Below are 24591 nucleotides of genomic sequence, written 5' to 3'. Positions count from 1 at the left end.
GTCAGATGCTGTTCGCTATTAATCATTCCGTTGTGTGACAAAATTTTTATCATGCTCGTTTCATCTATTCAAATAAACCAATAACAACTGTTTTGTTATAAAACTCTAAGAACCCTTCACCATAAGACGATATTTCTCCAAGCGTTAATGCTCCACCAACGGATACATCAGGAAACTTATCACTTATCGTTTTTGTAATAGCATTGAGCTCTTTATCAAAATTATCTTCTAAAAATAAAATTCTAGAAATACAATCTATAATAATTGCTTTTTTTGGTTGTTCTGCTAATAAGAGGCTTTCTTCAGCTGCATTTTGAGCTGCTTCTATTAAAGAGCTTTCACTACCATTAAGTATATCTACAAGTGTATTATCCTCTAACTCACCGATGCAAACTAGTTCCCCTTTTTCGTTAACCATTAGAGGATCTCTTACAATACATTCCGCATGATCTTTTACAATACCAAAAGGATACCCATTAGCTATTTCGAAAAAATTATCATCATTAAATTGTTTATTAGAATGAGCTTCTACAACCTCTTTATAGACTTCAAAAGGGTTTTTCCAATTAATCTCTTTTATAATATTGCCTTCGGCCTTTGTTACAATAAAAGGACCATCAACTTTATTCCATCCATGTCGCACTCCTATTCTAGATTGCATACGCACTAAAGAACCTACAGCTGCATCTTGAAAAAGACCTTCATTACAAAATACACAAGGCTTTTGCTCTAATGACAAACTACCTGCTCCTCCTCCAAAATAATTGGTTTGCATTCCATAGTTTTCATATAAACTACTTAGATAATGAGAGATATTAGATGTAAGACCATCTACATAAGTAATAATGCTATATGCAATACTTTCATCAAAATTAATTTGTGGGATGGTGTAATCTTTTTTGCTAATGTCTTTTACTAAGAATAGTTCTTCGACATTGTTAAGGGTATTCAAAACTATACCTTTATCAAAAATAGAATTTCCGTGAATTACTTTCGGAAAAATTCCACCCATGAATTTTAAGTTGGCATTATCTAAAGTAATAACCAACTTTTCTATATCAATTTCTGTATGTTCGCCTACAGAAATTAAAGCAGCTTCGCCATTAACATGGTTTGAAATTGCGTCTACAATTTCAGTAATGTTCGTTGTTGTAATTAGCATATTATTTTTTTAGGGTAAAATAGAACGTTGAACCTTTACCTGGTTCACTTTCAAGCCAGATACTTCCCTTGTGTAAATCAACAATCTTTTTTACAATAGATAAACCAATACCTGTAGATTCTTTACTATTATTTAAAGAATGAAAAATTTTAAAAATTTTATCATGAAACTGATTCTCAATACCCATACCGTTATCGGTTATTGAAAATTCAAAATGATTTGGTAATTTTTTTACATTTATATCTATTTTCCCCTCTTGTTTATCAATAAACTTTACAGCATTACTAATTAAATTTTGAAATAATTGTTGAAGCTTTATTTTATCGCCCTTTACAATTGGCATATCTTCAGTTACAGAAATCTTAATATGATCTGGTACATATAAAATATTCACTAATTCATTTACTAATTCTTTAGTATTCACATCAGCCTTTTCATTATTTTCGGACCCAATACTCGAATAATCTAATATGTCAGAGATGAGTTGCTCCATCTTTTCTAAAGTCCCTTCTATATGTGCAAAATTTTGAAGTGTAACTTCATTTAGTTGGTCTTTATTATCTTCTTTAATCCATTGAATTAAAGCATCAATACTTCGCAGAGGCGATTTTAAATCGTGTGAAACTATATGTGCATATTCTTGCAACTCATCATTACTTTTTTCTAACTTAGAAAGAAGACTTTCTTTTTGAAATTGTAAACTTTTTAGATCGGTGATATCTAAATGAATACCTATTAAGCCTATTATATTACCATTGAGATCATAATTAGGTGCTTCACTAATTAACCAATACCTAGTATCTCTATTTTTTGTTTTTACTTTAACTTCATAGGAATTAGACTCACCTTTAGCGTGTTTTTTACTTTCTTTTTTAATTATGTCCGAACCACAATCATCAGGAAACATTTCCCATCCTGTTTTACCAATCAACTCATCTTCTTTATAACCAGACATCTCAGAAAAACTCTGATTTATCATCTGAATTTCATCATTACTATTAAACTCAACTAATCCTAAATTCATATTAGCAATTATACTGCTATACTTTTGTTTTTCTGCTTCTAAAGCTTTTTGGTATTTATCTTCTAAAGTTATATCTCTAATAATGCCCTGTGCAGCTACCGCTCTATCATTTTCGTATATAATACTGGCGTTAATATGTATAAACTTTCTTGTTTTTTTGCTAGTTAAAATAGTAATTTTAAAATCTGTAATAGAACCCGCTTCTATTAATTTTTTAAATGAAGGAGTAATCATATCCTTATCGTTTGGATCGACAAGATTCATAAGGTTACCATCATCTTTGGTAGTCTCAAAACCTAGTAACTCCACTGCGGCATCATTCAGTTTTAGAATATTGCCCCAAAGGTCCATAATAACATAAGCATCAACTATGTTTTCAAATACACCTTGTAATTGAGAATTTGTTTTATTATATAAAGAAATTAGCTCATTATGGGAAGCTTCAAGCTTTTTATTAACCTCATAAAGCTCTGCAGACTTTGCTTCTAAAATCTCTTCAGCAGCTTTTCTAGATGCCTTTTCGCGCTTGAGTGCTCTTTTGAGAATATTAATCTCCTCTTGACTCATTAGCTCCTATTAATCGTGAATCTCACCTCTGTACCAATTTTATTAAGTTTTTCAACCTCAATATTTACAGGTACTTTAAATGACTTAAATGTTTCTAACATCAAACCTTTACCAAGCATGTACAATGCTTTATCTGATTTATAAATCATTATCATTTTGGTTTCTGTACGATCTTCTATTTCAAAAGTTGGTAATTGAGCTTCAGGATATATTTTTTGCACTTCTACATGTATATGGTTCTCTATTGAAGCCAACAGATCCATTGGATCTTTGTAATGATCTACCAAATTAGGGTGTGTTTTTAACAAGGCTTTAAACAAATGCTCTGAGTAAACCAGCAGTAAATCATCGATTGAAATATCAGTATTATTACTCAGATGTGTAAGAAGTTGTAACATATCAGAAAATTCGTATGTACCTACAGCTGTATAAATTCCTTCAGAATCCAAATTAGATTGATTTATAATCTTATCAACCATTACTAGTCCAAATTTTTCTTCAACAAGCTCTAAAAATTCAGTAAAAATCATTCCTTTCATTATGACTTAATTAATTCGTTTATGCTCCAATATCCTAATAATTTTTCTATTTTGGAAACATAATCCTCATATTTTAAAGGTTTTGAGACATAACCAGCAATACCTATCTTATAACATTCTAATAAATCACGTTGGTTATTTGATGTTGTAAGTATTATCGTTGGAATATACTTCAATCGATGGTCTGCCTTAAGTATCCTTAGAAATTCAGTACCATTGATTTTTGGCATGTTTAAATCTAGTAATATAATATCTGGTAAACTGTCTTTTTGCTCTAATATACTTAGTGCATCTTCTCCATTATTAGCTTCTTTAATTTTATGATTTAACCCCAAAGAACTTGTTGCTCTGTTGAGTTTCATCACTTCTATAATGTCATCTTCGATTAATAGTATGTTGAGGGTTTTCATTTTGCGTTTTTTGTCTAATGAAAACAAATTAACGTTTATTGCTAATGGATTAGATCTATTTTCGGTTAATTGTATTTATGTTTCGACAGATTGCAGCCAAGTGTCGACGAATGGAAATTTAATTTTTAAGCTGCAAGGTCAAAAGTATTAGTCGTCTTTATAATTGATAGTTATGCTTTTCTCTTACTTTCCTCAAACTCTTTTAAAAACTCAACAGTTAAAACGCTTTCACCTAATAACTCTATATAGTTTTCTAATTGGTTAATAAATTCTAAGTGTTTAAGACTTTTATTCAATTCTATTTTAATTTGATCAGTTTTAATTTCTGATATGGTAAGATCATTACTACTTTCTTTCACATGCCCCTTTGGTTAAAGTATCATTTATGAATAGATATGACTCTTTAAAATCGTTGAAACTTAACTGATTTTTCCTGAATAAATAAGCGGATAAATCTATAATTAATGAAATGGATTAAATAGCAATTACACTCACAATCTATCAATTCATTTTGGTTGATAATTCTTGAGACAAAATTAAAAGAAAGCGTAATCTACATGTAGAGTTTTTCGATAAGTAAACCTGTTGAATCGTTAGATGGTAAAATTATAACTTTAAGTAAAATTATTGTAGCTTAAACTGGAATTTCTTAGGCAGTCTTTTTACAACCATATCATAAGAATGGTCGATTAATTCTGTAATCAGTCTTTGAGAAAGTTCGCCAGTATGAATATATACACTATTCCATTGTTGCTTGTGCATGTGATAACCTGGTTTAATGCTATCATATTCTGCTCTTAACACTTGTGCATATTCTGGATCGCACTTTAAGTTTATAAATGCTTCACCATTTTCCCATCTTTTTAATGAAGCTAAAGCAAACATTTTATTACAAACTTTAAAGACTAGTGTATCATTATCAAAAGGGAAGTGCTCTGTAACTTCCTTTTTATTAATGCAGTAGTTTCTGTAATCTTCAATATTCATGTTAAGATTCGTTCCATTAATTTTTCTGGATGTTTAAGTTTGTGTAGCCAAACTGCTTATATAAAGTATGTGCATCAGCCGTTTTTAACATCCACATTTTACAATTATGTAATTGTTGTTCTTCATTTATGGCTTTTAAAAGTAATTTAGAATACCCATTCCCTCTATATTCCGGAAGAATAAACACGTCCATTAGATAAGCAAACACAACATAATCAGTTGCTATTCTGGCAAAACCAATTTGTTTATCATTTATATAAACTCCAAAACAAAGACAATGTGATATCGACATTTTTACCTCGTCAATAGTTCTACCTTTTGCCCAATAAGTTTCAGTTAAAATTGATGAATTACTTCTACTTGTAACTTAGTCTTGTCTTTAGAAATCTCTATCACTCTTCTAATTTTTTAACTTCGGAAGATTCAATCTTTAAAGCGGTATAATCTAGTGTCCAACCTATTGTTTCTACTAAATTTTCAATGAGCTGAATAGCTTCTAGAGCTTCATGTTTAGCTACATTGTAAAGACCACTTTCTGGAATCTTATCCATAATATGCTCTTTAGCTTTAGCACTCAATTCTGTTAAATCAGAAGCTTCAAACTTATTGAACATACCATCTTGCTTGTCGTAATAATTAATATTACTTTCAATAGATAAGACTTCTGGTTGAGGGAAATGAGATAACGTTACAGTCTTAGATTTAGAGTTTGAGCTCATTTTTACTTTACTCAAATCAAACCCCACATGTGCTTTTGCATTAATAACTACCAATGCTTTTTTCTTGCTAGAGATGAGTTTTAAAAACTTCTCTTTCACATCTTCGTAATGATAAATCTCTGCAAAGTCACCTTCTACGGTTATAAACTTACAAACACTTTTTATCTTATCTAAAAGTAAAATAGATTGTGCATTTGTAGTTTGTTTAGTTTTCCAATGTTTGTAAATAGTAACTAAACCTACGGTTACCAAAATGCTTACTATGATTATAAAAAATGTTCCCATATGTCTTTATATATGTGACACTAGCTTAAAATTCTAGTCACATATGGTTATTCTAATATTTTATATAAAATTGGTTTACTTGGAGCTGCATCATTTTCAAAAGGCGCAATCTGAAGGTTTAGCATGTAACAACCATCATCAATCTTATTAGAGACATAAATAAACTCAGTTATTGTTGCATCTAACCTCAAGTTTCCTTTTGTATTCCAAAAGGCATTATGTGCTAAAAGTTCACCACCATCTTTCTCTTTATCTACACTCGGTAAATCTATAAGCAAATGCTTAATACCTTTAGATCTCAAGTAAATGGCTGCATCCTCTAGCAAATAGGTAGGATTGGTATGTGAATATTGTCTAGATTTTTTACTATTAGTATTTGGTAAGGTTCTAATAATAATAGCTTCTCGTTTTTTATTACCTATTGCAAACTGTAATTGCTTTTTAGAAATCACGTAATCATCATCTAATTTTTCTGGTGCAACCGTAACGACTTCAGCTAAAAAGAAGAATTGTTCGAGGTGTTTATTAATCGAATATACTTTTTCCGTAATATGACCAACTGTTTCAGTGTGTGTACAATGCGAATGTGGATTAAATGTTATATTATTAAAGTTTACGACAGCGCCTTCAGCCACACTTACTGTCTGACCATCTATAACGGCTGCTTCAATTTTTGGTGGACCGATATACCAGACATTAACGTTAGGTGCGTTACCTCGTAATGGTATTGAAATATCTAATGGCTGAGATAAATCTATTTTTAGTTTTCTGGAATTGTATTGTATTGTAGTAATCAAGATAAATTAAGTTTAAACAGTTCTGAAGCAATACCATCACTCAAAAATTGTCCTTTTTTAGTAACTCGTAAATGCTCATCATCAATATACAATAAATGTTGGTTTATAAAAACTTCTGATTGTTCAATTAAGTAATCCTTAAAAACTATGCCAAAATCGTTTTCTACTTTTAGAAACGAGACTCCCCAAATAGTGCGCAATCCAGTCATTACATATTCATTGTATTGATCTGTAAGTGTTAAGATCTCTATTTCTATTGGTAATTCATTTTGTTGAATCGCCTTTATGTATTTTGAATTATTACTCACATTCCAACCACGTTGTTTACCATTAAAGGAATGCGCTGATGGTCCAATACCTATATAAGATTTACCTTTCCAATAGGCTGAATTATTTCTACTAAAAAAATTATCCTTTCCAAAGTTTGAGAGTTCGTAATGCATAAAACCTTCATCTTCTAACTTCTCTTTTAAAATATGAAATTGCTCATGAGCTTGTTCATCATCAACATTATCAATTATTCCTTTTTTTATAAATGATGCCAGTGCAGTTTTTGGTTCTACTGTCAATGCATAACTCGAAATATGAGGAACATTATAACTTAAAGCAGTTTCAATATTTTCATTCCATTGGGCATTTGTGGATCCAGGAATACCATAAATTAAATCGAGTGAAATATTATCAAAGTGTTTTGTTGCTTCTTCTAAACAAGCTTTCGCTTCTTCAGCATTGTGCGCGCGATTCATTAATTTTAAGTCTGCTTCGAAAAAAGATTGAATACCAATTGAAAGGCGATTAATTGGACTTTTAGATAATTCTATTATTCGATTTTTAGATAAATCGTCAGGATTAGCTTCTAAAGTAATCTCAGGATTATTTGAAACTTTATAGTGTTTGTAAACTGCATCAATTAAGAATTGTAATTCGTTATTTGTTAGTAAAGAAGGTGTACCTCCGCCAAAATAAATAGTTTCAATAGTTATATCTTTAAATTCTTCTTTACGAAGTTCTAATTCTTTGGTTAATGCATTAATCAGGTCATCTTTCTTTTTTAACGATGTAGAAAAATGGAAATCGCAATAATGACAAGCCTGTTTACAAAATGGTATGTGGATGTAGATGCCTGCCATTTAGTTTTTACGCTTAGGTTCATTTGGAACAAGTCTTAAAGCATCACGGCTTTCTACCTCCAAATCTGGATTTCTATTTCTTAATACTTCAATATTATCATCAGAAATTAATTCATGATCAACATAAACTCTTGTTAGATTAGGTAAATCTGCAACTTCAATAGGAACATCTTTAAAATTATTGTTGTGCAAATCTAAATATCGGAGATTCCTCAATTTTAAGACCTCTCTAGGAAAGGCTCTAAATCTATTAAGTTCTAAGCTAATTGAGTACAATTCTCTAAGATTAGAAATTGATTCTGGTAGATAAAATATGTCATTCGTTCCTAAACTTAAATAGTCTAATTCACTTAATTCTCCTATTGACTCAGGTATTAATTCTATTCTATTTGCTCCTAAATTTAATTTTTTTAGTTTTTTGAGATTTCCTATGTTTATAGGCAGTTCTTTAATTTTACAAGCATTGGCAGTTATCTCTCTAAGGTTAATACAATATGTTAACTCATCTCTCAACCTTATAATACCAGAGCCTCCCATAACTATTTGTTCTAAACATTTAAGGCTTCCTATATCATCAGGTAAATCTTTTAATTTTTTATTTCCACTAATATCCAAATACTTTAACTTATCAAGTTGATGAACTTTGCTAATATTTTTTAAACCTTCGTTTTGATTTAATGCTAAACCTATTAAATTATTTAATCGTGACAAATTATCTGGAAGCTCAACTATACCACAGTGGTTCATTGCCAATAGTTGAAGTCTTGGAAATTTACTTAAATCACTAATTAATTTTTCTAGATTTTGAAATGGATTATCTGATATATCTAATGCTTCAAGGTTTGTAAAAAGAAGTAATTCCTCAGGGAGTTCTTTTAATTTAAGAGAATTAATTTTTAAAATAGTGATGGTATCCTTTCTGACCAATAAACTTTTTAAATCAGTAGTTTTTTCTATTACATTTAATTCATAAAAAGGACCTGAAGTGTATTTAAGATGACCATTCCATTTCATACCAACTTCGTAACATTCTACATTATCAAAAGGTTTATCTTGATTTTCGGTAGTAGAGACTAATTCTGTTTTCTGATTATTATAGCATCCAAATAAGATTACACATAATAAGTATATAAGTATCTTTTTCATATTAAAATAGATTCCACATCACGTGCGGAATTACAAATCCACGATTAATACAGATAAACAATTGAACTACTTCTTCACTCTACCTTCATTCTGCTTAACAAAAGCAGACCAACCAGAATAACTCTTTCCAATTTGTACACGACCTTGATTATAAAAATGGCAAACTGCTGCTGCCAACCCATCCATAGAATCTAAGTTTTTAGGTAATTCTTTTAAACCAAGCATGCTTTGAAGCATTTTAGCAACTTGTTCTTTACTAGCATTACCATTTCCTGTAATTGCCATTTTAATTTTCTTAGGTGCGTATTCTGTAATGGGTACTTCTCGAGATAAACCAGCAGCCATTGCAACACCTTGAGCACGACCAAGTTTTAGCATGCTCTGCACATTCTTACCAAAGAATGGAGCTTCAATAGCAATTTCATCTGGATGATAGGTATCTATGAGTTCTACTGTGCGTTCGAAAATGAGTTTCAGTTTTAGATAATGATCATCATACTTTTTAAGCATCAATTCATTAAGCTGCATAAATTCCATTTTTTTACCCACAACCTTTATAAGTCCAAAACCCATAATTGTTGTTCCTGGATCTATGCCTAGTATAATTTTTTCTTTACTCATTTAATCACAAAACTGACAACCACTTAATGAAACGGCTACACCAAAGGTAAGGTTAAAAACACTACCATTAAAGGCTCCTAATCCACTAAGCACAGGATCATAATTATCTAAAGATGTTAAACCATAAATGTAGGCTATATCTGTATAAACAGAAACTTTTTCACTGACAGCATAATGGACCTCTAAACCACCTAAAAAGTTGAGAAATGTTTGCTTGTTATCTCCTAAATTGCCTAACGGCTTTGCAAAAGATATACCAGGTCCAGCATGTAAAACAGTTCTAATTCGCTGTGGTAAAAATCCTATATATCCTGATGGATCAAAAACAAATTGTGCATTAATACGTGAGTAATTTAACTTAAATTCTGGTGAATTATCATCATTCTTAAAACGATTAAAACCATAATCTAGTTTTACTCCATAAGTACTTTTAAACATATGCTGAACTCCAAGCTTTACAGTAGGAAAATTGACAGGTTTACCATATGCACCATCAACAAATCCATCAGTGGTTGGGTAATTAAAACCTAGCGCAAAAAGAGCTTTCCATTTACTAGTATCTTTAAATTGCGCATTACAATTAAAAGTCGCAAAAACAATTATAAAAAAGAACAGGTATTGTTTAAAATAATGTTGCATCTGTAAGTTTTTGATTTTATTTGTACAATGTATTATAATGTGACTTACAAAACTAAACAATTCTTCTTTGTACTTATTAAGTTAAGTATTGTTGTTGGTGCATTTTATTTTATATACTCCAAACTCTCTGAAAACGAGAACTTACAATTCAGTGAATTTATTACGTTTTTGAAAGAAAATGATACATTTTCGTACAAAAACATCGTTTTTTTACTCTTTTTAAGCATTTTTAACTGGCTTTTTGAAATTTTAAAATGGCAAGGTTTAGTTAAAACAATAAAGAGAATCTCATTTAAAGAAGCTTTAGAACAAAGTTTAGGAGGATTAACAGCCTCATTAATTACACCAAACCGTATTGGTGATTATGGAGCAAAAGCTGTGTATTATGCTAAGCAACAGAGAACCAGAATTGTACTTCTTAACCTTTTAGGCAATATGGCACAAATGACCATTACTACAGTTTTTGGTATTATTGGTTTTATGATTTTTGTAAATCGCTATCAAATTGACATCAATTATTACCGTATTATAAAGTTTGGATTTATATTACTTATGGTGAGTTTATTTACTGTTTTAGGAGTAAAACAAAAACGCTATAGAATAAAAGGATTTTCATTTGAACGTGTTTTTGGTTTTATTAAAAAAATGGATTTAAAAACACACATTATAAACTTGTCTTTATCCTTATTTCGGTATCTAATATTTTCATTTCAATTTTATTATTTGCTTACCATATTTGGTGTAAATGCAGACTATGCAAAAGCTATGGTTGTTATCACTAGCATGCATTTTTTAGCTTCTATTCTGCCATCTATTTCAATATTCGATGTCGTTATAAAAGGAAGTGTTGCTGTATTTTTATTTGGTTATGTAGAAGTCAATGAACTTACTATACTGAGCATTGTAACTTTAATGTGGCTACTTAATTTTGTGATTCCGAGCTTATTTGGGAGCTATTTTGTTTTAAACTTTAAACTTCCTAGTAACGAAGTATGATTATGTCAACTCTAGTCATAACAATAATTATTATTTATCTTTTAGGGATTGGCTCAATGATTTATGGCTTTGATAAAGTCGACTATTTTAAGATTCAAGATTTGAAAGCTAAAACTAAATTTTCTCTTGTAATTCCCTTTAGGAATGAAGTTGAAAATTTACCGAAATTATTAACTTCAATTTCTCAGTTAAATTATTCTAAGTCTTTGTTTGAGGTTATTCTGGTTGACGATGAATCTGAGGATGACTCTATTTCAGTAATCAAAAAATCTCTCGGTGTAAAATCATCAAAAAAAGATGTCCATCGAAATGACAATATTAAAATAATTCAAAATAAAAGAACTTCAAACTCGCCAAAAAAGGATGCAATAACCTCAGCAATAGTAATTTCAAAATCCGATTGGATTATAACCACTGATGCCGATTGTGTATTACCTAAATATTTGCTCGATGTTTTTGATGAATGTATTCAAACTAAAAATCCTAATTGTATAGTAGCACCAGTAACATACCGCAACTCAAATTCGTTTTTTAATCGCTTTCAGATTTTAGATATTTTGAGTTTACAAGGTGCTACCATTGGTGGTTTTGGTCTGAAGAAACCGTTCTTATGCAATGGAGCAAATTTTGCATATCGAAAATCTACTTTTCTTAATTTAAATGGTTTTGAAGGCAACTTAAATATAGCCAGTGGAGATGACATTTTTCTTTTAGAAAAATTCATAAAAGAAGATATTAAAAAAGTGAGTTATCTTAAATCTGAAAAAGCTATAGTAGCTACTAATCCTGTGAATACTGGTACTGAATTGATTCAACAGCGCTTACGCTGGGCATCAAAAACAAGTCGCTCTACTAATGCGTTTTCAAAAATTATAGGTAGTATTATTTTACTTGGTAATTTAGCTAGTATCCTGTTAATACCCTTAGTGATTTTTGGTTACTTAACCTCCAAAATTGCAATAGCCCTATTTGTTATTAAATTTAGTATTGACTTTTTATTACTATTTAAAACATCTCGATTTTTCAAACAAGAAACGCTACTTATTTCCTATATATCTTCAAGTATAATTTATCCTTTTTTTAGCATTTATATTGTAATCTTATCGCTTTTCAAATCTTATGAATGGAAAGGTCGTACATTTAAGAAATGATATTGTATTGAATATTTTTGGTAGCTTTACTAAAACCAAATCCAAACAGCAAATGAAAAAGTTACTTTTATTACTTGTTATTGGCTTCATTTTTCAATTTAATTATAGTCAAGAACGGTATACCATTAATGGAGAAACCTTAGAACTTAAGACAGAAATTGATGGTAAACTAGACTTACTTTGGAATATTATTGATAATGAATATCGTTATTTTGTTAGAACAGATGATGGTTCAATCTTAGAGCTTAAAAACACAAAGGGTGATAACAACAAATACCAAGAAGAATATAAATCTACCTTAAGTGACCTCACTAACGGACAGTCTGCAGATAAACTAAAATTAACACTCTATAGTCTTAGGAATTATATTGACAAATACAATACGTCTGTAGATTCAACTTATGTTTCTGATTCTACCGAGAGTAATGTAGAATTTAGGCTTGGCTTTTCTGGAGGTATCACTAACAATCCTTTTGTTGGAAACCCAGATAATATAAAAACACCGCTTATTGGTTTTGAATTAGAAATATATGAAGCTAATGTTTTGCCAAGAAGTTCAGGTTTTTTACAAGCACGACATGCTTTTGATAATGATGACTTTCCTTATGCAACAACCGAATTTTCTTTAGGATATCGTTATAGAGTAATTAACCAACCTTCGTTTTCAATTTATGGTCAAGTAAAACTAGCGACTGTTAACCTATCTCGGATTGAATTTATTGGTGAAAATGATGAAATAGTTGATATAAATGACACCTCATTTGATGTACCGCTAATTTTTGGTATTGGTTCTGATATTAAAATCAGTGATAACAGTTTTATCACGATAATTTATGGCGAACTATTTGCCCTATTATTGGATAATCAAGGTAATTTTTCTACGGATATTGCTATCGGTTATAAATTCAATTTATAATGAGTTTACGAAACTTTAAAACTTCAAATCCTGTTTTTAATAGTTATTTCTGGGATGACAGAAAATCATCTGCTAAGACAATGTCTGTTGGAGGTATATTTATAAAATCCATGTTTGGGATTTTAATTATTGCAGCAATTACAGCCTATTTATGGAAATTAAATGAAACTGGCACTTCAATGAAATGGTATACTTTAGGCGGTATGTTAGGTGCTGTTGTTATTAGTGTTCTAATTTCTGTACGAAAAAATTGGGCTCATATTTTAGTCCCACTTTATGTAATAGCTAAAGGCTTCTTTTTAGGGGGATTTTCGGCTTATGCCCATCGTAATTTTCCTGAATTACCATACCAAGCCATTGGTGTTACCATTGTTACTTTTTTTGTAATGCTGTTATTATACCAACTAAGAATTATTGTAGTCACTAAAAAACTACGCAGTGTTATTATAACTGCCACCATTAGTATTATGGTTGTATATCTTATATCTTGGATTTTAAGTTTTTTTAGCATTAAAACCTATATATGGGGAACGTCATGGTTTGCTATAGCGTTTAATGTATTAGCTGCAATAGTGGCTTCTTTTGCTTTATTATTAGATTTTGATTACATAGAACGTTATAAAAATAGAGCACCAAAATATAAAGAATGGTTGGCTACTTGGGGACTTTTAGCGACACTTATTTGGTTGTATATAGAGGTCTTACGATTGATGCAGAAATTTGCAATCCGTTTCTAAAATCAATTAATCTTTACAATTACTGGTAACTCAAAAGTAGTCTTTACTTGTTGACCTCTTTTTATTGCAGGAAATATTTTAGGAATCCCTTTTAAACTTTGTCGCAATAAACTATCTATTTGCGGAATTTGAACTTCAGTTTCTGGTTTAAAATCTAATACATCAATTGATAAAACACCTTTGTTATCAATAGTGAGTTGAAGTCTAATCATATCGTTTACATCTTCTGTAACAACTATATTCTGAGTTTCTAAAAACTGATTCACACTAGAAACCAATGTATTCTGAAAACAAGCTTTACTATCTGCTTTTATTGTAATAGAATCACAACTACTAAAAGTTGGATATGTATCTACTTCCTTCCAATTAAAGGTTTGTAATTCTTCTTGGAGTAAATCTTCTGAATTGACTTTTTTCTTTTCAAAATAACTGCAAGATGTTGCTAGTAATAAGATTAAAAGAAAAATAATTGGCCTCATTCGTAAAATTCTAATTGTGAAAAATACGATATTTTTAAATTCTAATCTTCCTCTAAGAATTTTTCTTGCTTTAGTTCTTCAAGTCTACTTTGGGCAAAGGATGCAAAAGGACTTTTCTCTTTCCTTTTAATAAAGTCTTCATACATTTTAATCTTTGTATCTATATCTGCATAATATTCGTCTTTAGTTCTAAGAATAAAGAACTCTGACATAATATTCGTAGGATCTTCTTTAAAAGATTTTTGAAATGCCTTAATGGCTTTTTCATATTTTTTTTGGCGGTTTAAAATAACTCCTAACCGCTGATATTCATCTGAAAGGGATTGGTCTTGAAGTTTTAATGCCTTAGAAATATACTCTTCTGCCTTTTCGAAATTGCTTAGACTTTGATAGTAAGTTCCAATGACAAATATTGCATTAGCATCGTTAGGGCTATACTTTAGTGCTTGTTTTCTGTGATAAATAGCATCTTCATAATCTGAATTCTGTGCATAACTTAAACTTAATTTCTCATGTATAAATTCAGACTTCTCTCCTAAGTCGAGTAACTTCTTAAACCAAACTACAGAATGTGTATAATAGTCTTGAAAATAATAAGCTTGAGCCTTGAGACTCACCAATTCTATATTATTTATATAACTCTCAAGGCCTTTGTCTATAAAACGGTGTGCAGTTTCAAATTTTCGTTTCTTAATATTATATTTTGCTATCTTAAAAATGGCTTTTTGATGAGTAAGATCTAAATCAAAAGTTTTTATAAATTCTTGTATAGCCAAAGTATCTTTCTGTTTTTCTAAAACAATACCCAACTCATAATGGTAATTAGGGTTTAAACTATCTGAAGCAATTAAGACTTTAAAAAGTTGATGTGATTCATCATATTTTTTAGTCTTGGTCAGTAACTTGGCATATTCATATTTTAAAAGTGTATTCTCAGGATTAGCGTCTATTGCTTTTTTATAGTTAACCAGTCCTTCCCCGTAGTTACCAATAGCAATGTAGGCTTTAGCTATTTTTCCATAAATCTCATTTAAGTCTTTTAACGATTTATAGATTTCAATAGCTTTGGAATAGTTGCCACTAGCATATAAATTATCGGCTTTATCTGTTGAGTTTTGGGAGCTTAAACTAAGGTTGAGAACTAAACACAATAACCAAAAGTTATATTTCATAGACAATTGCAATTAATTTTTTTTTGTGTTATTAACTTGAAAAGTTACAGGTATACTAAAAGGAACATCTACGTTTTCACCATCATGTTTACCAGGAATAAACTGAGGCAATTTTTTAATTACTCTAATGGCTTCAGCTTCTAATTCTTTATGAGGTGCTCTAGCTTTAACATCAGTAACATAACCTTCTTTATTAATTGTAAAAGCAATAAATATTTCCTGCCTTCCCCTAATATCAAGTTCATTAGCCAAATTAGTATTAAAGTTTTTATTTACATGCATGTTTACTTTACTGGTTGTACATTTTCTCTGTTCTTCATCAGTAAGCGTTTTACAATCTGGATGCACAGGAGCGACCTTTACAACACTAAATGGAATATTTTGAAGCTGAATAGAATCTTTTTGAGTTTTATTTAACTCTTCCTTTAAATATTTTGTTAATTCATCTACTTTATCATTAACGGATTTATTCTTCTTTACAGCCTCAATCTGACGATTTAATCTTATTACAACTGGATTATCCTCACTAGAATTCTTTAAAACTCGATCTCTTTGAGCAACCAATTCTTCTAAAGATACTTTTGTTTCAGTTGAATTAGTACCAGCTACTTGAAAAACAATAGGTAAAGAATAAGGCACAACAACCAATTTCCCTTTTTGCTTTCCAGGTGTAAATTGAGGCAGAGTTTTAATAACGCGTTTGGCTTCTTCTTCTAATACTTTACTCGGTCCTCTGGCTTTTATAGCCTTAACATAACCTAGAGTATCTATTTTAAACTGAATGAAAATGCGTTTTCTACCTGAACTTAAACTATCAGCTAGACTTGTATTAAAATTCTTATTAACGTGTTTGTTTACAAACTGGTTCATGCAATCTTTGCGATCTACATTACTCATTAAATCTTTACATTCAACCAATGTTGGGACTTCCTCTACCACTGAAAATGGGACTTCAATAGATTCAATTACTTCATTTTGCTCAGGACTTTTATAATCATTTACAACAAATGTAGATTTGCCATCTGTCATTATTATTTTTTCATAATCATCATTCTCTAATTGTTTTAATAAACGGTCGAAAAGTTCTTTTTCTTCAGCCGATTGGTTTCCTATTTCTTTAACAAAAAGCCTAAGCACTCCATCTCTAGAATAAGACTCCCAGTGTTCTTTTGCCTCATCCGTTTTTTTCCATGCTCTATAGTCAAGATACGTTTTGTGTTTATCAAAAGTTAATTTTTCAAATGTTTGAAAGTCTTCTGTTGTTAACGTTCCTTTTTCTGACTTTCTTGCACTCATATGCTCTACAACATACTGCATAAAGGCTTTAGATTTTAAAAACTCTCCTTTAGAAAGTAAGTATTTTTCTGAATTTTCAGTACCAATGTCAGCATATTTTGCAATTTCAAGAAAAGACGCTCCATTTTTTTTCATTGCCACTAATTCATTGTAATACTTTTTTATCAATTCGGCATCTGTGAGTTCTTGATTCACGTTTTGCTTAACCTTTGGTTTTACTTGAATACTGGTAGGTGTATACGATTCAACATTCGAAAAGTCTGAATTAATCTCTTGTTCAACAACTGATTTTACTTGAGCTCTAACCTCAGTGGAGGTATAAATTAGCATGCCAAAAACTAAAGGAAGTAATAATGTATACTTTATAAGTTGACGCTGTTTGGATTTTGATTTTTGTAACATAGCGATTCGTTTTTTGATTAATGATTTTTTAAAAAATGTGTTTGTAAAAGACACATTTTTCACATCAAATACCTGATTAAGTAAGCTTTGATAATACTCTACTTTTCCATTTTGCTTCAAAGCTTTAGCATCTGCTATATATTCATGTAATTCTTTTATTCTATTTTGGTAGATATTTAACAATGGATTGAACCATAAGATGATTCTAAGGACTTCGAAAAAGAGTAAATCTAAAGTGTGTAATTCTTTTATATGCACTAGTTCATGCTTATAAATAATTGGTCTTTCTCTTTCAGGAATGCGCTCACCAAGAAAAATAGTATTGAAAAATGAAAAGGCTGCACTACTCTTTATAAGCTTTACAATTAACACATTTCCTTGCCATCGTTTTGGGTTTCTAAATTTTAATACATAAAGTTTTCCGATTTTAAAAAGGAAAATTAATGCTGCTAAAGCAATACCAAATAAAGCTATACTCTGCCAAATTGGAGTTTGTGGTTGCTCTATAATAATACCTGCTTGTTCTGCTATAAAAATTTCATTTGCTGTAGGTACTTTGGTACCTATAAAAACCTCAGGTAACTGAATCACAACATCGTTTGTTGTTATTTTTTTTAATTTAGGGAACTTTACAAATGGTAATACCAATGATAATACTGAAGTTAAAAGTAAATAAGTTCTATTATAATTAAAGAAGGTTTCGCGTCTTAAAAACAAATCGTAAACCAATAAAAACAAGGTCTGAAATGCTATAATTTGAATGATGGTATATAACATGATTAGTTCTTTTTATTAATTTCATTTAACAACGTTTCTATATCCTTGACATCAATATCATTTTTCTGTACAAAGAAAGACACCATACTCTTAAAAGAGCCTTGAAAGTAATTATCTACAATTTTATTTATAGACTGATTGCTATAAGATGCTTTATGTACTATTGGAAAATAAATATGACCTTTCCCTTGTTTTTCATAATCCACAAAACCTTTGGATTCAAGAATCCTTACAATTGTAGATACTGTATTATATGCTGGTTTAGGTTCAGGTAAAATTTCAATTACAGACTTTACATTGGCCTTTTTTAGCTGCCATAAGGCTTGCATTATTTCTTCTTCTGCTTTTGTTAACTGTTTCATAAAACTAAGGTTTTAGTTACACAAATATAACTAAAAAATTAGTTTAAACTAATTTTTTAGTTTAAACTGTAACTTTGGTCTACTTATTGCGTCTTATAAAGTGAATTCAAATTACTTATATGGAAATTTTTTTGGTGCTTGTTGCACTACTTTTAATCATTTTAGGAATTATTGGTAGTTTTCTACCTATTCTACCTGGTCCACTAACAAGTTGGGCTGGTCTTTTAGTGTTACACTTTACTGATGGTGTCGAAATGAGTCAAACTTTTTTAATATCTACACTTCTAGTTGCAGTATTTATATATGTATTAGACTTCATTATTCCTGCTCTAGGAACAAAACGTTTTGGTGGAAGCCGTGACGGAATGATAGGAACTACGCTAGGTTTAATAATTGGATTACTCTCACCTATTCCATTCGGAATTATTATCGGTCCTTTTACAGGAGCGTTAATTGGAGAAATGATTCATAGAAATGACATGGAAAAAGCATTGAAGGCAGCTTTTGGATCATTCTTAGGGTTTATAGCATCAACTTTTTTAAAATTTATAGTAGCAATTGTTTTTTTAGGTTTCTTTATAGCAAAACTATCAGAACATAACGCGAGTTGGTTATAAACCTAAATATAAAGTAAGAAAAAAACCTAGTTACATAAGATGTCGCTAGGTTTCAATTTTCTTGCTATTAACTCAACAATTACTTAAGAGGGATTAATTAATTCTTGTTGACTTGATGTAAAGGTAAGTTACAAGACTCATTTATTGTTGCGGAAAAACCATAGACATGTTGTGGAAAAACCGTAGTTTATAGGTTTGGCAGTAGATACAAGTATTTTTAGAAACATTTAAAAGCGTAATTATTTTACCTATTCCTATAAATATCCTTTTTCTCTGGCCTCTTGAAGCAAAGATTCATCTTTTCCATCAGTTACGGAGAACAATAATTTTAGCTGTTTTTTTCGCTTTTCTATAGCACTTGTAGAAAGTGGTATATACTCATTTAAGCTTTTTGTTTTTATGCCTTGTGATAATAAGTGTAAAATTTTACGATTGACATCATCTACATAAATTTCGCTAGTAATGGTCTTTTTTACATAATTACTTACTGTACTACTGTAATAAGGTGCATATTTTAAAATCTGTTGGAAGGCATCAGCCAATTCCATTGATGTTAAATCACTTTTAATAAGAAATCCATCAGGATTTATTTCTTTAATAATATTATGGATTCTAAAAGATTCATTAAACATAGTAAGTATAATAATCTTAGCATCTGGCAGTACCCTCTTAGCTAAGAGCGCTAAGTCTTCACCAGATGCATATCTCCCATCTTCAGAAGCTGGTAAACTTATATCAAAAAAGCAGACATCATAAGGTGTATCCTTAGAGGCTCTATTAATCATCAACTGGGCAGTATCACAATTATTAGCTGTATCTATGAGTAAAGTCTGATCATCGGCTTTAGTCGCCATTAATACATTTTGGTAGCCCTCAATAATAATTGGGTGATCATCTACCATGAGTATGTTAATATGTTTCATGTTGATTGGTTTGTGTAGGGAATCTTAACATTAACAGTTGTTCCATCACCAGTATGAGAAGTAAAGGTGATTTTACCATTAATATCCTCCACACGAGAAGTCATATTTTTTAAACCAATGCCTTTTTTGCTTTTCGATGTGTCAAATCCCTCTCCATCATCGATGATTTCTAAGCAAATTACATCTTTTTCTAATGAAATACTAATTTTTATGGCATTAGCATTAGCATGTTTATAGATATTTTGCATTGATTCTTGGATAATTCTATAAATATTTATTTTAGTTTTATTAGATACTAAATCCCAACTAATATCATCGGTATAATTAAAGTCAAAGGTTAAACCATAAGCTTGGGTTTGATTCTCAATAAGTTCCGAAACAATTTCCATAAAACCGGTACCCGAAACAAAATCGGTATTTAACTCATGAGATATTTTACGGATGTCTTCTTCGATGGTTTTTAGCTGGCCAATATAATTGGCTCTGGTCATCATCGCTTCTTTGCCATCTTTAAAATTCATACTATCCAAGCTAAGACGAGTTCCAAAAAGTCTCCCTAAAACACCATCATGCAATTCTTTAGACACTCTAATTTTCTCTTTGGCTCTAGCTTCATCTACTTTATCTTGTTGACCAAGCATAAGGTTATAAATATCCTCATTGGCTTTTTGTTGTACTTGTATTAATCTAAGTTTTCTGTTCTTAGAACGTTGAGATATCACAACATATATAAGAATTGCTGAAAATAATAAGCCAATTGATAATATAGCTAAGTAAAAGTTTTCTTTTGAAATTTGTTCGTTTTCAGCTTCAATTTGGTCGGTATCATATTTTATCCTAGCATATTTATTTCTGTTATTTCTTTCTTTTTTTAAAAGACTATCACTCAATTTAATATGAGCTTTTAAATAATTATTACTCTCTTCACCTTTAGTTAAATCAGAGAGTAAAATCATTGATTCTAGATATAATTCATTGATTGGAATATCACGTGATATTTTATAACTCTCTTTAGCATAAATCAAAGCAGAATCCTTTCTATCATTCGCTTTATAAAATTTAGATAAATCTATAGAAGCAGCAAGTTTGGTATAAGAATCATCAATACTATCCGCAATCTTAAGTGCCATCTTGAAATCTTTTTCTAATACATCAAAATCATAATTCCCTTGCATGAATTTTGTAAAAGCATAATTGTCAAGAATCAAAGCATAAAATGTAATATCATTTTTTCGTAGCTTATTGTCATTAATAAGTTCTTCATAAAAATTTAAAGCTTTAACATAATTTTCTTTGGCTCTATAAGTTAATGCTAGATTATTTAATGATTCTGAGTATCTATCAATCCTGTCTTCAATTTTTTTTGCAAGATTTAACGCTTTTGTATGATATTCTATAGATTTTTCATGATTTTCAAGTTTATAAGATAGACCTCCGAGAAGATTAAGTAAACGATATTTATCCTCATTTTTATCTTCTGCATTTAAATTATTTAACAATCTTAGAGCCTCAATAGCATTTTGCTCACTACCTAAATAGTCCTTTTCTAAATCTTGAATCGTTGCTATACTTGCTAATATCTCAGCTTTCTCATTTAATATTCCTTTTAGATTAAAGTAATCCAATGCTCTTATTAAATATTTGTAAGATTGTGTATTATCATCATCAATAGCATAATAATACCAACCCAAATTCTTATTTGTATAAGCTACAGCAGACGAGTCTTTAAGTTTTCGCGCTAATTCTAAATTCCTTAGACTTATCTCTTTAAACATATCAAAATCCTCATTAATTAAGTAATTGTAACTTAAATCTCTATTGGCGCGAAGAATTATAGAATCAATATTTATATGATTCGCTAATTTTATCACTTTTTTGGAAAACTCAAGCCTTTCCTTTGGTGAGATAGAAGTACTTATAGAAAATTCCCTTAATTTATTAATCGAGTCAATTAATCTATCATTTGATTGGCTACTAACCTGAGTAAATGACAAAAAAGCATAAATAAAACTAATGAATATATATTTCACAAAAAAGGGGGTATTGATATAATCAAATTTAGAATTTTTTATATAAATATTGTTAAGGTAAGTTGATTATAATCAATAAAGCCCAAATCGTTAACGAGATGGGCTAAATAAATACAAATATATTTGTTTTATCCGGTTGTAGGTATTTTCATTTTTGTTTTTCCTCTGTGAGCAAGTAAATCTATTTTAGTTGGTTGATTGATTTCATTTTGCGCTGAGTCTGAAGTATTTTCAGATTGCACACCAGACACAGTTAAAACAAGTACAGCAACTAAGGCTAAAGTAATTTTTAAGGTTTTCATAAGTATATTCAATTTAAGGTTGAGTAATAGTCAATATTAATGTGTAACGACTATCGTTACAACGCTGAGGGAAGGGAATGGATTATTAACTATCTTAGGTTTTCGCCTAAAACTATACTAAAATAAAAACGAGGGATGTTTTTCTAGACAACTCGTGCCTAATAGTAAAATGAACTAAAATTTCCTTAGTAAGCGATTTGAGGTCTTAAGAAGGAGTTCAAATATAGAACATAATATAATAAACTAAAAAATATCATCGATTAAATGCATTTTTTTATCGATTAAATGCATTTATTTTACCCGCAGCCTGTTTAAAACTCAATTTCAGGGGTTAAAATGTTCTTTTTTTTAAAACCATATAATCTATATTTACACATAATATCATGCAATTATATGATCTTTAAATCCAAAAAATATACTAAATTCTACTAAAGAACAATTAAAAAGAACCAGTACACCAACTATTGCCACGATATTGTTTATGATGGGTTTAAAGCATCAATTTATACAAGGTGCAAAACCTTTAGCAAAAGGAAGACCTAATATGGTTGGTGAAGCATTTACATTAAGATATATACCAGCTAGAGAAGATTTAAACCCTATTACAGTATTTAAAGACCCAAAGTCCACAAAGAGTTGCTTTCGAAGAATGCCCTAAAGGTGCTGTTATGGTTATGGATAGTAGAAAATCGGCTAGAGCGGCTTCAGCAGGTTCTATATTAATAACTAGATTAATGAAACGTGGAGTTGAAGGTGTTGTTACTGACGGAGGGTTTAGAGACTCAAGTATCATTGTGAGTTTACCTTTTTCATCTTATCATAATACTCCAACTGCTCCAACAAATCTTACATTGAATCATGCTATTGATATTAATGTACCTATTGGTTGTGGAGATGTCGCCGTTTTTCCTGGTGATGTTATAGTAGGAGATGATGATGGTGTTATGGTTATTCCTGCACATTTAGCAGACGAAGTAGCAGACACAGCTTCTAAAATGGAATTGTATGAGGAATATGTAACAGAAAAAGTACTAGAAGGGAGATCTATAATAGGACTATACCCTTTAACCTCTGAAGACAATAAAAAAGATTTTGAATCTTGGAAAATAAACAAACAATAATCCTCTGTAAAACAAAAAAGCATCCCGATTTTCTATAAAGAAAAAAGGAAAGCCTTTCATTGGAATATCAAATCAAGTTTGATATCACTACGTCTCAGATCTCTCTGAAAACAACACAACATCTTACAAATGCTTCAAAAAAAGCCTCAATTTCTTGAAGCTTTAATTTTGCAATTTTAGCGGTCTGGACGGGACTCGAACCCGCGACCTTCGCCGTGACAGGGCGACATTCTAACCAACTGAACTACCAGACCGTTGCATAATTGCGAGGGCAAATATACATTGCATTTTTAATTTGGCAAACAAAAATCTAAACAAATTTTTGACGCTCTATCATGTAAGAGGTTAGGATGCTATTAAAACCAGCATTGATGTCGGCTTCAACATACTTAATTCTATATTGTCCACACTTTAATCTTAGATTATTAAAGTAGTCTCTTACCGCTTTTTCGTAGTTGTCTTTTACATTATCAGCATACAGATTAATATACTCGTCTGTTTCTATATCTATAAAACGTTTTGGTCGATTATCAAAATCAAAAGTCAGTTCTTTGGCTTTATCAAATACATGAAACAAAACTACTTCATGCTTGTTATGTTTTAAATGTCTTAAGGCTTCAAATAACTTTTCATCATCTTCTGAGGTCTGAAACATATCTGTAAACACAAAGATTAATGATCGTCTATGAATCTTCTCAGCAATCTGATGCAAGTAGCGATAAGTTTCTGTTGTTTTCGACTCTGGTTTTGTAATAACCGCTTCACTTAATTTGGTCATCAGCATTCTATGATGACGCTCACTACCTTTTTCTGGTGAATAGAAATCATAAATATCACTATAGACACTCAAACCAACAGCATCACGTTGTTTTTTAAGAATATGCATTAAAGATGCACTTGCCAAAGCTGAAAACGAAATTTTATTTAAGTTATCTATCGTAGAACCAGCTGATTCAGGATAGTGCATAGAACTACTATTATCTATAATAAGATGACATCTCAGATTCGTCTCTTCATCATAACGCTTAGTGTACAGACGATCTGTTTTGGCATAAAGCTTCCAATCTATATGCTTAGTGCTTTCACCTTGATTGTAAATTTTATGTTCAGCAAACTCAGCAGAAAACCCATGAAATGGACTTTTATGCATCCCAGCTATAAAACCTTCAACCACTTGTTTAGCTGACAATTCTAGGTTTTTAAAACCACCTGCTTTATTGAGTTCTAATTGTAAATCCATGAGTACCGAAACTAAAAAAGGTTTGCCTTATAGACAAACCTTTT

The 24591-nt window shown here is 30.4% G+C and carries 27 protein-coding genes, 1 tRNA gene and 1 pseudogene; 7 read left to right on the top strand and 22 right to left on the bottom strand.

Going from position 1 to position 24591, the window contains the following annotated elements; translation table 11 throughout:
- Positions 1–64: 64 nt before the first annotated feature.
- The 13 genes from WPG_RS08420 to WPG_RS08360 all read right to left on the bottom strand — a co-directional run bounded on the left by WPG_RS08420 (position 65) and on the right by WPG_RS08360 (position 10026).
- Positions 65–1162, bottom strand: a complete 1098-nt coding sequence (locus tag WPG_RS08420; protein WP_045471272.1) for an FIST signal transduction protein — start codon at positions 1160–1162, stop codon at positions 65–67.
- A 1-nt stretch (position 1163) separates the two neighbouring features.
- Positions 1164–2753 carry a sensor histidine kinase gene (locus tag WPG_RS08415; RefSeq protein ID WP_045471270.1) on the bottom strand — a complete coding sequence of 530 codons (1590 nt, stop codon included), beginning with the start codon at positions 2751–2753 and terminating at the stop codon, positions 1164–1166.
- The gene (locus WPG_RS08410; protein ID WP_045471268.1) at positions 2753–3292 is read right to left on the bottom strand and encodes a heme NO-binding domain-containing protein; all 540 of its coding nucleotides are present in this window, start codon (positions 3290–3292) and stop codon (positions 2753–2755) included. Before WPG_RS08410 ends, WPG_RS08415 begins: the two co-directional genes overlap by 1 nt.
- Positions 3292–3702, bottom strand: a complete 411-nt coding sequence (locus tag WPG_RS08405; protein ID WP_045471266.1) for a response regulator — start codon at positions 3700–3702, stop codon at positions 3292–3294. Before WPG_RS08405 ends, WPG_RS08410 begins: the two co-directional genes overlap by 1 nt.
- Positions 3703–3872: 170 nt before the next feature.
- Positions 3873–4061, bottom strand: coding sequence for a hypothetical protein (locus tag WPG_RS08400; protein ID WP_045471264.1), 189 nt, complete (start codon positions 4059–4061; stop codon positions 3873–3875).
- 265 nt (positions 4062–4326) lie between these two features.
- Positions 4327–4689 carry an MmcQ/YjbR family DNA-binding protein gene (locus tag WPG_RS08395; protein WP_045471262.1) on the bottom strand — a complete coding sequence of 121 codons (363 nt, stop codon included), beginning with the start codon at positions 4687–4689 and terminating at the stop codon, positions 4327–4329.
- A gap of 16 nt (positions 4690–4705) precedes the next feature.
- Positions 4706–4981, bottom strand: coding sequence for a GNAT family N-acetyltransferase (locus WPG_RS08390; RefSeq protein ID WP_316929986.1), 276 nt, complete (start codon positions 4979–4981; stop codon positions 4706–4708).
- A gap of 100 nt (positions 4982–5081) precedes the next feature.
- Positions 5082–5693, bottom strand: coding sequence for a DUF4230 domain-containing protein (locus WPG_RS08385; protein WP_045471260.1), 612 nt, complete (start codon positions 5691–5693; stop codon positions 5082–5084).
- A 47-nt stretch (positions 5694–5740) separates the two neighbouring features.
- Complete coding sequence (locus tag WPG_RS08380) at positions 5741–6490, bottom strand: cyclase family protein (protein ID WP_045471258.1); 750 nt, start codon at positions 6488–6490, stop codon at positions 5741–5743.
- Positions 6487–7620, bottom strand: a complete 1134-nt coding sequence (hemW, locus tag WPG_RS08375) for a radical SAM family heme chaperone HemW (protein ID WP_045471256.1) — start codon at positions 7618–7620, stop codon at positions 6487–6489. The genes WPG_RS08380 and hemW overlap by 4 nt, the downstream gene beginning before the upstream one ends.
- A complete protein-coding gene (locus WPG_RS08370) occupies positions 7621–8766 on the bottom strand; it encodes a leucine-rich repeat domain-containing protein (RefSeq protein ID WP_045471254.1) in 1146 nt (381 codons plus the stop codon).
- A gap of 66 nt (positions 8767–8832) precedes the next feature.
- Positions 8833–9387, bottom strand: a complete 555-nt coding sequence (ruvC, locus tag WPG_RS08365; RefSeq protein ID WP_045471252.1) for a crossover junction endodeoxyribonuclease RuvC — start codon at positions 9385–9387, stop codon at positions 8833–8835.
- Positions 9388–10026, bottom strand: a complete 639-nt coding sequence (locus WPG_RS08360) for a hypothetical protein (RefSeq protein WP_045475351.1) — start codon at positions 10024–10026, stop codon at positions 9388–9390.
- A gap of 27 nt (positions 10027–10053) precedes the next feature.
- Between WPG_RS08360 and WPG_RS08355 the strand changes: the two genes are divergently transcribed.
- The 4 genes from WPG_RS08355 to WPG_RS08340 are packed head-to-tail and all read left to right on the top strand — an operon-like array spanning position 10054 to position 13826.
- Positions 10054–11022, top strand: a complete 969-nt coding sequence (locus tag WPG_RS08355; RefSeq protein WP_045471250.1) for a lysylphosphatidylglycerol synthase domain-containing protein — start codon at positions 10054–10056, stop codon at positions 11020–11022.
- A 2-nt stretch (positions 11023–11024) separates the two neighbouring features.
- On the top strand, positions 11025–12173 hold the full coding sequence (locus tag WPG_RS08350; protein WP_045475349.1) for a glycosyltransferase family 2 protein: 1149 nt from the start codon (positions 11025–11027) through the stop codon (positions 12171–12173).
- A 52-nt stretch (positions 12174–12225) separates the two neighbouring features.
- Positions 12226–13089: a hypothetical protein gene (locus WPG_RS08345; protein WP_045475346.1), complete on the top strand. Its 864-nt coding sequence runs from the start codon at positions 12226–12228 to the stop codon at positions 13087–13089.
- Positions 13089–13826, top strand: a complete 738-nt coding sequence (locus tag WPG_RS08340) for a Bax inhibitor-1/YccA family protein (RefSeq protein ID WP_045471249.1) — start codon at positions 13089–13091, stop codon at positions 13824–13826. Before WPG_RS08345 ends, WPG_RS08340 begins: the two co-directional genes overlap by 1 nt.
- Before the next feature lie 2 nt (positions 13827–13828).
- On the opposite strand, the gene WPG_RS08335 is transcribed toward WPG_RS08340, so the two are convergent.
- From WPG_RS08335 to WPG_RS08315, 4 genes are read right to left on the bottom strand one after another with little or no spacing between them, the layout of a single operon-like run.
- The gene (locus WPG_RS08335) at positions 13829–14305 is read right to left on the bottom strand and encodes a hypothetical protein (protein WP_045471248.1); all 477 of its coding nucleotides are present in this window, start codon (positions 14303–14305) and stop codon (positions 13829–13831) included.
- A 41-nt stretch (positions 14306–14346) separates the two neighbouring features.
- Positions 14347–15477 (bottom strand): tetratricopeptide repeat protein, encoded by a 1131-nt coding sequence (locus WPG_RS08330; protein ID WP_045471247.1) that lies wholly within the window; start codon positions 15475–15477, stop codon positions 14347–14349.
- A gap of 12 nt (positions 15478–15489) precedes the next feature.
- Positions 15490–17952, bottom strand: a complete 2463-nt coding sequence (locus WPG_RS17390) for a M56 family metallopeptidase (RefSeq protein WP_052471194.1) — start codon at positions 17950–17952, stop codon at positions 15490–15492.
- A 2-nt stretch (positions 17953–17954) separates the two neighbouring features.
- A complete protein-coding gene (locus WPG_RS08315) occupies positions 17955–18314 on the bottom strand; it encodes a BlaI/MecI/CopY family transcriptional regulator (RefSeq protein ID WP_045471246.1) in 360 nt (119 codons plus the stop codon).
- Positions 18315–18433: 119 nt separating this feature from the next.
- Between WPG_RS08315 and WPG_RS08310 the strand changes: the two genes are divergently transcribed.
- Positions 18434–18931: a DUF456 domain-containing protein gene (locus WPG_RS08310; RefSeq protein ID WP_045471245.1), complete on the top strand. Its 498-nt coding sequence runs from the start codon at positions 18434–18436 to the stop codon at positions 18929–18931.
- Between the two features lie 254 nt (positions 18932–19185).
- On the opposite strand, the gene WPG_RS08305 is transcribed toward WPG_RS08310, so the two are convergent.
- The 3 genes from WPG_RS08305 to WPG_RS18195 form a co-directional block, all read right to left on the bottom strand.
- Positions 19186–19854 (bottom strand): response regulator, encoded by a 669-nt coding sequence (locus WPG_RS08305; RefSeq protein ID WP_045471242.1) that lies wholly within the window; start codon positions 19852–19854, stop codon positions 19186–19188.
- Positions 19851–21725 carry a tetratricopeptide repeat-containing sensor histidine kinase gene (locus WPG_RS08300; RefSeq protein ID WP_144374442.1) on the bottom strand — a complete coding sequence of 625 codons (1875 nt, stop codon included), beginning with the start codon at positions 21723–21725 and terminating at the stop codon, positions 19851–19853. Before WPG_RS08300 ends, WPG_RS08305 begins: the two co-directional genes overlap by 4 nt.
- Before the next feature lie 287 nt (positions 21726–22012).
- Positions 22013–22186, bottom strand: coding sequence for a hypothetical protein (locus WPG_RS18195; protein ID WP_171817167.1), 174 nt, complete (start codon positions 22184–22186; stop codon positions 22013–22015).
- A gap of 481 nt (positions 22187–22667) precedes the next feature.
- On the opposite strand from WPG_RS18195, the gene WPG_RS18385 reads away from it, so the two are divergent.
- Both WPG_RS18385 and WPG_RS08295 read left to right on the top strand, forming a co-directional pair.
- Positions 22668–22844: a hypothetical protein gene (locus WPG_RS18385; RefSeq protein ID WP_197539939.1), complete on the top strand. Its 177-nt coding sequence runs from the start codon at positions 22668–22670 to the stop codon at positions 22842–22844.
- Positions 22845–22851: 7 nt separating this feature from the next.
- Positions 22852–23307, top strand: a pseudogene (locus WPG_RS08295) (hypothetical protein); the annotation flags it as partial.
- 180 nt (positions 23308–23487) lie between these two features.
- Here WPG_RS08295 and WPG_RS08290 read toward each other — a convergent pair.
- Positions 23488–23561 (bottom strand) — tRNA-Asp (locus WPG_RS08290).
- Between the two features lie 56 nt (positions 23562–23617).
- On the bottom strand, positions 23618–24547 hold the full coding sequence (locus WPG_RS08285) for a DUF58 domain-containing protein (RefSeq protein WP_045471238.1): 930 nt from the start codon (positions 24545–24547) through the stop codon (positions 23618–23620).
- Between the last annotated feature and the right edge of the window lie 44 nt (positions 24548–24591).

It is taken from the genome of Winogradskyella sp. PG-2 (assembly GCF_000828715.1).
In the GTDB taxonomy this organism is placed as follows: domain Bacteria; phylum Bacteroidota; class Bacteroidia; order Flavobacteriales; family Flavobacteriaceae; genus Winogradskyella.
Note: the sequence above shows the minus strand (reverse complement) of the source record. Positions and strands in the feature narration are given on the sequence as shown.

Bases quoted from the DNA above. Each gene is read 5' to 3' on its own strand.
- WPG_RS08420 (WP_045471272.1), bottom strand. From the start codon at position 1,162: ATGCTAATTACAACAACGAACATTACTGAAATTGTAGACGCAATTTCA.
- WPG_RS08415 (WP_045471270.1), bottom strand. From the start codon at position 2,753: ATGAGTCAAGAGGAGATTAATATTCTCAAAAGAGCACTCAAGCGCGAA.
- WPG_RS08410 (WP_045471268.1), bottom strand. From the start codon at position 3,292: ATGAAAGGAATGATTTTTACTGAATTTTTAGAGCTTGTTGAAGAAAAA.
- WPG_RS08405 (WP_045471266.1), bottom strand. From the start codon at position 3,702: ATGAAAACCCTCAACATACTATTAATCGAAGATGACATTATAGAAGTG.
- WPG_RS08395 (WP_045471262.1), bottom strand. From the start codon at position 4,689: ATGAATATTGAAGATTACAGAAACTACTGCATTAATAAAAAGGAAGTT.
- WPG_RS08390 (WP_316929986.1), bottom strand. From the start codon at position 4,981: ATGTCGATATCACATTGTCTTTGTTTTGGAGTTTATATAAATGATAAA.
- WPG_RS08385 (WP_045471260.1), bottom strand. From the start codon at position 5,693: ATGGGAACATTTTTTATAATCATAGTAAGCATTTTGGTAACCGTAGGT.
- hemW (WP_045471256.1), bottom strand. From the start codon at position 7,620: ATGGCAGGCATCTACATCCACATACCATTTTGTAAACAGGCTTGTCAT.
- WPG_RS08370 (WP_045471254.1), bottom strand. From the start codon at position 8,766: ATGAAAAAGATACTTATATACTTATTATGTGTAATCTTATTTGGATGC.
- ruvC (WP_045471252.1), bottom strand. From the start codon at position 9,387: ATGAGTAAAGAAAAAATTATACTAGGCATAGATCCAGGAACAACAATT.
- WPG_RS08360 (WP_045475351.1), bottom strand. From the start codon at position 10,026: ATGCAACATTATTTTAAACAATACCTGTTCTTTTTTATAATTGTTTTT.
- WPG_RS08355 (WP_045471250.1), top strand. From the start codon at position 10,054: ATGTATTATAATGTGACTTACAAAACTAAACAATTCTTCTTTGTACTT.
- WPG_RS08350 (WP_045475349.1), top strand. From the start codon at position 11,025: ATGTCAACTCTAGTCATAACAATAATTATTATTTATCTTTTAGGGATT.
- WPG_RS08345 (WP_045475346.1), top strand. From the start codon at position 12,226: ATGAAAAAGTTACTTTTATTACTTGTTATTGGCTTCATTTTTCAATTT.
- WPG_RS08340 (WP_045471249.1), top strand. From the start codon at position 13,089: ATGAGTTTACGAAACTTTAAAACTTCAAATCCTGTTTTTAATAGTTAT.
- WPG_RS08335 (WP_045471248.1), bottom strand. From the start codon at position 14,305: ATGAGGCCAATTATTTTTCTTTTAATCTTATTACTAGCAACATCTTGC.
- WPG_RS08330 (WP_045471247.1), bottom strand. From the start codon at position 15,477: ATGAAATATAACTTTTGGTTATTGTGTTTAGTTCTCAACCTTAGTTTA.
- WPG_RS17390 (WP_052471194.1), bottom strand. From the start codon at position 17,952: ATGTTATATACCATCATTCAAATTATAGCATTTCAGACCTTGTTTTTA.
- WPG_RS08315 (WP_045471246.1), bottom strand. From the start codon at position 18,314: ATGAAACAGTTAACAAAAGCAGAAGAAGAAATAATGCAAGCCTTATGG.
- WPG_RS08310 (WP_045471245.1), top strand. From the start codon at position 18,434: ATGGAAATTTTTTTGGTGCTTGTTGCACTACTTTTAATCATTTTAGGA.
- WPG_RS08305 (WP_045471242.1), bottom strand. From the start codon at position 19,854: ATGAAACATATTAACATACTCATGGTAGATGATCACCCAATTATTATT.
- WPG_RS18195 (WP_171817167.1), bottom strand. From the start codon at position 22,186: ATGAAAACCTTAAAAATTACTTTAGCCTTAGTTGCTGTACTTGTTTTA.
- WPG_RS18385 (WP_197539939.1), top strand. From the start codon at position 22,668: ATGATGGGTTTAAAGCATCAATTTATACAAGGTGCAAAACCTTTAGCA.
- WPG_RS08285 (WP_045471238.1), bottom strand. From the start codon at position 24,547: ATGGATTTACAATTAGAACTCAATAAAGCAGGTGGTTTTAAAAACCTA.